Origin of the sequence: Streptomyces thermovulgaris (assembly GCF_002155915.1) — a bacterium.
GTDB classification, from domain to species: domain Bacteria; phylum Actinomycetota; class Actinomycetes; order Streptomycetales; family Streptomycetaceae; genus Streptomyces; species Streptomyces thermovulgaris.
The window spans coordinates 901-9,863 of sequence record NZ_MUME01000164.1 but is presented as its reverse complement, the minus strand read 5'-3'; the positions used below and the strand labels follow the sequence as shown (position 1 = coordinate 9,863).

5 protein-coding genes are annotated in these 8,963 nt (G+C 73.0%); all 5 read right to left on the bottom strand.

The annotated features are described in order from the left end of the window. Positions 1–39: 39 nt before the first annotated feature. Positions 40–633, bottom strand: a complete 594-nt coding sequence (locus tag CCN35_RS14950) for a CGNR zinc finger domain-containing protein (protein ID WP_067388037.1) — start codon at positions 631–633, stop codon at positions 40–42. Positions 634–780: 147 nt separating this feature from the next. After that, positions 781–1,932: a uroporphyrinogen-III synthase gene (locus CCN35_RS14945; protein WP_086793046.1), complete on the bottom strand. Its 1,152-nt coding sequence runs from the start codon at positions 1,930–1,932 to the stop codon at positions 781–783. A 54-nt stretch (positions 1,933–1,986) separates the two neighbouring features. Beyond that, on the bottom strand, positions 1,987–3,369 hold the full coding sequence (locus tag CCN35_RS14940; RefSeq protein WP_086793044.1) for a nitrate/nitrite transporter: 1,383 nt from the start codon (positions 3,367–3,369) through the stop codon (positions 1,987–1,989). Between the two features lie 132 nt (positions 3,370–3,501). Beyond that, complete coding sequence (locus CCN35_RS14935; protein ID WP_067388033.1) at positions 3,502–4,734, bottom strand: acyltransferase family protein; 1,233 nt, start codon at positions 4,732–4,734, stop codon at positions 3,502–3,504. Between the two features lie 191 nt (positions 4,735–4,925). Further along, positions 4,926–7,157 carry a bifunctional polysaccharide deacetylase/glycosyltransferase family 2 protein gene (locus tag CCN35_RS14930; RefSeq protein WP_086793041.1) on the bottom strand — a complete coding sequence of 744 codons (2,232 nt, stop codon included), beginning with the start codon at positions 7,155–7,157 and terminating at the stop codon, positions 4,926–4,928. Positions 7,158–8,963 lie beyond the last annotated feature (1,806 nt).

The following is an 8,963-nucleotide window of genomic DNA, read 5'->3' as shown; positions in this document are numbered from 1 at the left end:
TCTCTCTCCCCCCGTCCCTCCCCCGTCTCCCCAGGGTCTCTAGGCGCGGGTGAGGGCCGCGCGGCGGCGGTGCCGGGCCACCCGCTCGCGGTTGCCGCACACCTCGCTGGAGCACCAGCGCCTTCTGCGTCCCCGGGAGGTGTCCAGGTACACGATCGGGCAGTTGTCGCCCTCGCACTGGCGCAGACGCGCCCGGGCGGCGGGGTCGGTGAGCAGGTCCACGGCGTCCCGGGCGACGACCGCGAGCAGTGCCGCGCACCCGGGCGGTCGGGCCACCTCGCGCACGAGGGTGCCGTCCTCGCCCCGTACGGCCCGGGGAGCCGGGGGCGCGACACGGGCGACCTCGTTGACGCGGGCGAGTGCGAGGTCGTACGGCCGGGACTCACCGGTCAGGCACGCGTGCACCAAGTGCCGGATGTCCGACCGCAGTTGGTGGAAGGCGGTGAGCCAGGAGGCATGCGCGTGCGTCAGCCCGGTGCCGGCCGGCACCAGGCCCGCTCCCGTGATCCAGGCGCACAACGGCGCCAGGGAGTGCAGCCGTTCGGTGGGATGACTGGTGGCCAGCAGGTCCAGGCAGATCCGCCCGGTGTCGAACCGCAGCTCGTAGGGACCCGTGGCCGTACCCACCGCCATGTTCCTGTCACCACCTGGGCTCACCCCGGCCGGTGAGCCCGGGCCGGGGCACTCGTCGGAGGCCGGGAAACGGAAACCGGAAAGCCGTTCCCTCCTACAGTGCCTGCCCCGTACCGTGCCCGGTATCCCTCGCCCGCCGGGTGCGGGCTACACGTCGGCGTATTTCGTCTCGGCCGCCAGGTCCAGGGCCAGGCGGTAGCCGCGTTTGACCACCGTCTGGATCAGCCCGGGGTTGTCCAGGGCGGTGCGCAGGCGGGTCATGGCGGTCTCCACGGCGTGTTCGTCGCGGCCGGCGCCCGGAAGGGCGCGGAGCAGGTCGGCGCGGGTGACCACCCAGCCGGGCCGCCGTGCCAGCGCCCTCAGCAGCGCCATTCCCGCCGGGGGCACGGGCCTGAGGTCCTCGTCCACCAGCACCGCGTGCCCGCGGATCTCCATGCGGTGCCCGGCGACGGGCAGCACCCGTGCCCGCCCCGGCAGTTCCCGGCACAGCACCTGGACCAGCGGCCCCAGCCGGAACCGCTCCGGCTGGACCGTGTTCACCCCGCGCTCCTGCAACGGCAGCGCGGTCACGGGCCCGACGCACGCCGGCAGCACGTCGTGCCGCAGCGCGGCCAGCAGCTCCGGCAGCCGCCCCCGTTCCTCCGCCCGCGCCAGCAGCGACGAGGCGGCGGGCGCGCTGGTGAAGGTGAGCGCGTCGACCCCGCCGGCGACGACCGCGTCCAGCAGCCGGTCCAGGGGCCCCAGGTCCTCCGGCGGCATCCACCGGTACACCGGCACCTGGACGACCTTTGCACCTCCCGCCTGCAGCGCCTCCACGAACCCGGGCAGCGGCTCCCCGTGCAGCTGCACGGCGATCCGGCGTCCGTCGACGCCCTCCTCCAGCAGCCGGTCCAGCACCTCCGCCATGGACTCCGACGACGGCGACCACTCCTCGGTCAGCCCGGCGGCCCGGACCGCTCCCCTGACCTTCGGCCCGCGCGCCAGCAGCTCCGCCTTCTGCAGCCGCTCGAGCAGCGCCTCGCCCAGCCCCCAGCCCTCCGCCGCCTCGATCCAGCCGCGGAAGCCGATCGCGGTGGTGGCCACCACGACGTCGGGCGCCCGGCCGACGATCTCCTCGGTGGCGGCGAGCAGTTCCTTGTCGTCGGCGAGCGGCACGATCCGCAGGGCGGGCGCGTGCAGGACACGGGCCCCGCGCCGTTCGAGGAGCGCGCCCAGCTCCTCGGCCCGGCGCGCGGCCGTCACCCCGACGGTGAATCCGGCCAGGGGCCCGTGTTCCGTCCGCTGCTGCACGTCGTCCATCGGCTCTTGTCCCGCGTTCGCGTCCTCGTCCCCGCTGCTCGTCTTTCGATCGTGTCAACTGTGCGTGACGGCCTTGGTTCGGCGCGATGTCTCCAGTGTTACGCCGTGCGTCACGTCGTGCGTCATGTCACGGCCCGGCACGCCCTCGGCCGGGCGGCGCAGGTACACGGCCCAGGTGACCGCGACGGCCACGCCGTAGAAGGCGAGGAAGGCGACGAACGCGCCGGTCCCGGAGCCGTGGGACAGGAACGACTGCCGGAAGGCCAGGTTGATGCCGACGCCGCCGAGCGTGCCGACCGCGCCGATCAGCCCCATGGAGGCCCCGGACAGCCGCCGTCCGTGGGCCGCGGCCTGTGCGCCCCTCAGCCCCCGGGCGAGGGCCTGGGCCTGGAAGATCCCGGGGATCATCCGGTACGTCGACCCGTTGCCGAGCCCGCTGAGCGTGAACAGCACCACGAAGACCGCCACGAACAGCGGCAGCGAGTCCCGCCTCCCGGCCACCACGAGCAGGGCGGTCGCGGCGGCCATGGCGACGAAGTTCCACAGGGTGATCCGCGCGCCGCCGTACCGGTCGGCGAGCCGGCCGCCGACCGGCCGGCTCAGCGAGCCCAGCAGCGGCCCGATGAAGGTGAGGCAGGCGGCCTGCAGCGGCGTACGCCCGAACTGGCTGGTGAGCACCTGCCCGAAGGCGAAGCTGTACCCGATGAACGACCCGAAGGTCCCGATGTAGAGGAAGGACATGATCCAGGTGTGGGCGTCCTTCGCGGCCTCCTTCGCGGCGCCGGTGTCGTTCCGCACGGAGGCGATGTTGTCCATGAACAGCGCGGCGAGCACGGTGGCGACGACGATCAGCGGAATGTAGATCCCCAGCAGGAGCCGCGGCCCGCCGCCCGCCCCGATGACCCCGAGGGCGGCGAGCTGGATGACGGGCACGCCGATGTTGCCGCCCCCGGCGTTCAGTCCCAGCGCCCACCCCTTCTTCCGCAGCGGGAAGAAGGCGTTGATGTTGGTCATGGAGGAGGCGAAGTTGCCGCCGCCGATGCCGGCGAGCAACCCGACCCACAGGAAGGTGGAAAAAGAGGTTCCCGGCTCCATCACGACGAAGGCGGCGACGGTCGGGACGAGCAGCAGCCCCGCGGACAGAACCGTCCAGTTCCGCCCGCCGAGGAGCGCCACGGCGAAGGTGTACGGCACCCGCACCACCGCCCCCACCAGCGTCACCAGGGAGGTGAGCAGGAACTTGTCGGCGGGGGTCAGCCCGTACTCGGGCCCCATGAACAGCACGAGCACGGACCACAGCGTCCACACCGAGAACCCGATGTGCTCGCAGAGCACGGAGAGGACGAGGTTCCGGCGGGCGACCCGCTTGCCCTCCCTCTCCCAGAAGTCCTCGTCCTCCGGGTCCCAGTGCTCGATCCAACGACGGCCGCCTGCCATGACGCCTCCACAATGCGCTGAGTGGCTGGGCCCCGACGTTAGGAACCCCGCGTTTCCGCGCTGTGGCCGCGCGTGACCGGGAGGCAACGTTGCACTCACCCCGGAGCGGACGGCAGTGAGAGGCCGCCCCGGCTACACCCCCGCGCCTCCTCTCCCCCTCCGCCTCGGCGGGCCGTCCGGCCACAGCCGCGGCCTGCGCCGGGCGGCCAGGTCCTCGACCCAGCCGACGGCGAGCACGGCCAGACCGATCAGGGGCCAGACGAGCACGAACTGCCAGAGGAGTTCCGTCGACGCCAACCACGAGGCGGCGGTGCCGCTTTCCAGGAAGGGCAGCTCGTAGAGCCGGTCGAGGACCGGCACCGTCGCCATGAGCAGCAGGTTGTGCCAGAGGTAGATCGTCACCGCCCGGTTGTTGAAGAGGGTGATCAGCCCGTCCCATCCGGCCAGCCGGCCCGGCAGCCGCCGCCAGGACGGGGAGCACCGCAGCAGGACCGCCACGAAGCCGAGCGACCACAACGCCTGCGCGAGCGGGATCTCGTTCAGGTCCCAGCCCTCCGGGCCGAGATGACCGAAGGCCCACCACAGGCCGAGGGCCATCGGCAGGGCCGCGCCGGCCACCACCGCCGGGCGCGGGATCCGCTTCAGCATCCCGTCGTGGTGGGCGAAGCCGAGCACCCAGCAGCCGCCGTACACGGCGAAGTCCACGACCGCGTTGCCCGTCTCGCCGGAAAGGGTCACCAGCCCGGTGCCGACCACGGCGGTCAGCGCCGGAGGGAACAGCAGGGTCGGCCACGGCGCTCTGCGGAAGACCCGCAGCAGCAGCGGGGACGCCACCACGAACCACAGATACGCCCGCAGGTACCACAGCGGGCCCGCCGCCTGCTCCGCCCATGTGCTCTCCAGCCAGCCGGACCCCGAGCCGATGCTCGCCGGATACGGCGGGGCGCCGACCGGCACCAGATAGGTGAACACCGCGACCGCGCCCCGGAAGGGGCCGCCGAGGTCCGGGTCCTCGCGCGGGTCCCAGCCCTGGAGGAACAGCACGGGCAGGACGACGGCGGCGAACGCCCACAGCGGAGGCAGCAGACGGCGCACCCTGCTCCTGATCACCGAGAGGGCGGGGCGGTTGAGCGAACGCGCCGTCAGGGAGCCCGCCAGGGCGAACATCACGCCCATGGACGGGAACAGCACCGTCAGCCACGCCCAGCCGAAGAGGTGGTACGCCACCACACGCACCAGGGCGAGGAAGCGCAGGAGGTCCAGATAGCGGTCGCGGCCGGGACGGGCCGGTTTCCCGGCCGCGGCGGCCGTGTCGACCGCCTCGGCCGTGTCCGTCGCGTCCGCCGCACCCGCCGTGTCCCCCACGCCGGCTGCCCCGCCGGCCGTCCCGGCCGGTGCCGTCCGCCGGGCGGGGGTCCTCGTCCCGCCCGGCGGACGGTCCCCGTACGGCCGGGGCACCGCCCCCGCCGCTGCCGGGCCGGGGCCCGGGGCACCCGCCGGTGCCCCGGGTGCGCCCGGCGACGGGACGCCGTCCGCCGCTCCGTACACGCCTCCCGTCATCCGACGGGCCTCTGCTCGCGTGCGCTGTCACCGCTCTCCGTGCGCCGGCGCGGGATCGAGCCCGGCGCCTCCACCGCACCCGTGCGCCGCAGCTTCTGCCAGCGCAGCCGGCCGCCGGTGAGTGCCGTCATCCAGGAGCGGAGCAGGACGACGTACATCAGCTGCCGGTAGAAGATCTGCTGGAGCGGCAGCGAGAGCAGGTGCCTCATCTTCTCGCGGTCCAGCCAGAAGGCGTACGCGGCGCAGACCGCCTGCACCGCCAGCACACCGAGCCAGGCGCCGATCGTCTTCTGCGTGGGACCGAACACCAGGCCGTACAGCAGGAAGATGTCGATCAGCGGGGCCAGCAGCGGGGCCACCACCATGAACAGGGACACGAACGGCAGACCGATCCGGCCGAAGCGGCCCGACGGGCCGCGCTCCACGATGGCCCGGCGGTGCTTCCAGATCGCCTGCATGGTGCCGTACGACCAGCGGTAGCGCTGGGACCACAGCTGCCGCACGGACTCCGGGGCCTCGGTCCAGGCGCGCGCGTTCTCCGCGTACACCACCCGCCAGCCGTCGCGGTGCAGCGCCATGGTGATGTCGGTGTCCTCGGCGAGCGTGTCGTCGCTCATGCCGCCCACCCGCTCCAGCGCGCTGCGCCGGAAGGCGCCGACGGCTCCGGGGATCGTCGGCATGCAGCCGAGGATGTCGTACATCCGGCGGTCGAGGTTGAAGCCCATCACGTACTCGATGTGCTGCCACGACCCGATGAGCTTGTTCTTGTTGCCGACCTTGGCGTTGCCGGCGACCGCGCCGACGCGCGGGTCGGCGAAGGGCTGCACCAGCTCGCGGACGGTGGACGGCTCGAAGACGGTGTCGCCGTCCATCATCACGATGATGTCGTGGCTGGCGTTGGCCACACCCCGGTTGAGGGCGGCCGGCTTGCCCGCGTTGAGCTGCCGGATGACCCGTACGCCCGGCAGGTTCAGGTCCTCGACGATCCGGGCGGTGCCGTCGCTGGAGCCGTCGTCGATGACCAGCACCTCGATGGGGTGGTCGCTGGCGACGAGCGAACGCACGGTTTTCTCGATGCACTTGGCCTCGTTGTACGCCGGGACCAGGACCGTGACCGGCTCGGTGACCGGGGCGTTGGGACCCCAGCGGAAGTTCTTCCGGCGCACCCGGCGGGCGTGCGCACCGGAGAGCAGCAGCATCAGACCGAAGCGGACGAGGACGAGGGTGCCGACGACCACGAGGCCGACGACCAGGACGCCGGTGACCTTGTCCGAGGCCTGGACGAGGAAGACCCAGGCCCGGCCCTTCCACAGCTCGATCCCCGTGACCGGGGTGTGCGCGCTGGGCGCCCCGAGGGCCTCGGTGAGGTTCTGGAACCGGTAACCCTTGGCCTGGAGTTCGGGCAGGAAGCGGTCGAGCGCCTCGACGGTCTGCCGCCGGTCGCCGCCCGAGTCGTGCATCAGGACGACGGCGCCCTCGCCGTTCTTCGGGGTGGCCCGGCGGATGATCTCGTCGACGCCGGGCTTCTTCCAGTCCTCGCTGTCGGTGTCGTTCAGGACCGTGAGGTAGCCGCGGGAGCCGACGTACTCGATGGCCGGCCAGGAGGCGTTGTCGATCGCGCCGGCGAAGGAGGAGTACGGCGGCCGGAACAGCGACGTACGGATGCCGGCGGCGCCCTCCAGGGCCATCTGGGTCTGGGACAGCTGCCAGTCGATGCCGCCCCACGACTTGTAGGAGAGGTCGGGGTGGTTGAAGGTGTGCAGCCCGATCTCGTGGCCCTCGCGCACCATCCGCCTGACCAGGTCCGGGTACTGCGAGGCCATGGTGCCGGTGATGAAGAACACCGCGTGCGCGTCGTGCCGCTTGAGCGTGTCGAGGATCTTCGGGGTCCACGTGGGGTCGGGGCCGTCGTCGAAGGTGAGGACGATCCGCTGCCGGGGCACGCTCAGACTGCTGATCCCGCCGTTGCGGGTGTCGATGACCGGGCCGCCCGTGCGTATCTTCTCGGGCACCTGGTCGGCGGCCGTGTCGGGCCGGACCCGGTAGTCGGCGAGGATCTCGCTGTGCACATAGCCGCGCAGCATCAGCATCGCGGTGACGGCGGTCAGCAGCAGCACGGGCAGCACCCAGCGCATGGGCAGAAGGCGGCGGCGCGCGTTGACGGCCGAGGCACGGCGGGAGCGCCCGTCGGCCCGGCTGGAACGGCGACGGTTGGAGCGCGGGGCCATCAGAGGACGTTCTCCGGGGACTGGGCGGGTGTGGCGTCGGACTGGTCGGGCCGGGGCGTGGCCGGCTCGTCGGAGGCGAGCACGGTCGGGGTGGGGGCCGCGCCGGCCTTGTCGGTGGTGTCGCCGCCGCCATCGTTGCCGCCGGAGTCGCCGGGTCCGTCGCTCGGCTCCGGGTCCGGGCTCGGATCGGCCGGCGGGTCGGCCGGCGGATCGACGACCGGGGGCGAGTCGTGGTCCCCGGGGGCGGTCGGCGTGGCGGTGCGCCCCGGAGTGCCCTTCTTCGTGCCGGACGCGGACGGCTGGGGCCGGGCCGAGGCGTCGGGTGTCGTGCCGGGCCGGGGCGAGGTCCCCGGTGCGGCGGTGCCGCCCGGGGACGGGGTCGCACCGGTGCCCGGGGCACCCGCGTCGGTGCCGGTGTCCGTGCCGGCGTCGGCACCGGCGCCCGGGGCGCCGACGCCGGGCAGGCCGCCGCTCCCGGCGGACGGACCGGTCGTCCGCGACGGGCGCGGGGACTCCTTGACCTTGCTCGCCGGCGGGTCCCCCACACCCGGGATCGGGATCGGCACCCAGGGGGCGCCCGCGTTGCCGGACAGCAGGGTGACGACGATGACGCCCGCGTAGGCGGCGCAGGCGAGGCCGACCGCCATGCCGAAGCGGCGGAGGCGGCGGCTGCGGCGGCCGGAGTCGTCGACGAAGACGGGCTTGTCGGCCGCGGCACCCGCCGATGCGCCGGAGCCGCCCGGCTTCACGGTGTCGAGCTGGACGGTGACCTCGTTCGGGTCGTGGGACTGCCCGGCCCCGTCGCCCTGCTCGATCTGCTCGGTCCGCCAGGGGTCCTCGACGCGTACCCGCAGAGGATCGGATCCGCCGGAGTCGGGGGAACCGGAAGAACCTGCGGAACCGGTGGAACCGGTGGAGCCGGTGGAACCGGTGGAGCCGGTGGAACCGGTGGAGCCGGTGGAGCCGGTGGAGCCGGTGGAGCCGAACGGATCCGTGCCGGCACGTGCCGAGGCGTCCAGGCCCCCGCCCGCCCCCTGTGCGCCGTCCGGACCGACCGGGCCGGACGGCTTCGCCGAGCGGGCCGGTCCGGCCGTCTGCCGCGACAGCGCCCCCGCCTTGACCGTCGGCCAGGCGGGACGCCCCTCGTCGGNNGCCGCCGGAGTCGAACGACTCCCCCGGCTGCACGGCTCCAGCCGTCCCGCCAAGACCTCCGGAAAGGGATCCGGACCCGCTCGATCGAGCGTGATTCCGCCATTTGTCGACGCGCACGTACTCCCCCCCATGGGGCATCACTGGCAGGGAGGCGTACGAACCCGGGCCTACGTATCAATTGTCGCGCCAGGCCCCCACCCAGCACGAACGCCCCCCTTTAACACAATGCGCCCGGGGCCCCGAATGTAGCGCAAGGGGGGATGTCGTGAGATTTGTTTCAGATATGACTTGACATCACCTGCTCATCCATGGTCGGACGCCCGCTTCCCTCCGATCCCGAAGCCGCCTTTTCTCGCACGTCATTTCGACATGGGAACACCTGAGCGCATTCAACCCTGGATGCACCAGCCCTTTTCGCCGCACCAGGGACACGGGAGAAAACGGAATGGGGTCGCTCAGGGGGCGCAGAACCGTCTGCGGCATGGCGATGCAGCCCGGCCGCGCGTCTCGCCATGGGCGCGGTGTTCGGCACGACGGGAGGTCGTCACGGTGACCTTCGCGGACGACCGGGGCCACAGCGCGATGGCGGGTGTGACACCCGGTCTGCAGGCGGCCGGGTGATCGGGCACCTGTCGGCGACGGCCGGTTGCGCGA

Bases quoted from the DNA above. Each gene is read 5' to 3' on its own strand.
- CCN35_RS14945 (WP_086793046.1), bottom strand. From the start codon at position 1,932: ATGGACGACGTGCAGCAGCGGACGGAACACGGGCCCCTGGCCGGATTC.
- CCN35_RS14950 (WP_067388037.1), bottom strand. From the start codon at position 633: ATGGCGGTGGGTACGGCCACGGGTCCCTACGAGCTGCGGTTCGACACC.
- CCN35_RS14940 (WP_086793044.1), bottom strand. From the start codon at position 3,369: ATGGCAGGCGGCCGTCGTTGGATCGAGCACTGGGACCCGGAGGACGAG.
- CCN35_RS14930 (WP_086793041.1), bottom strand. From the start codon at position 7,157: ATGGCCCCGCGCTCCAACCGTCGCCGTTCCAGCCGGGCCGACGGGCGC.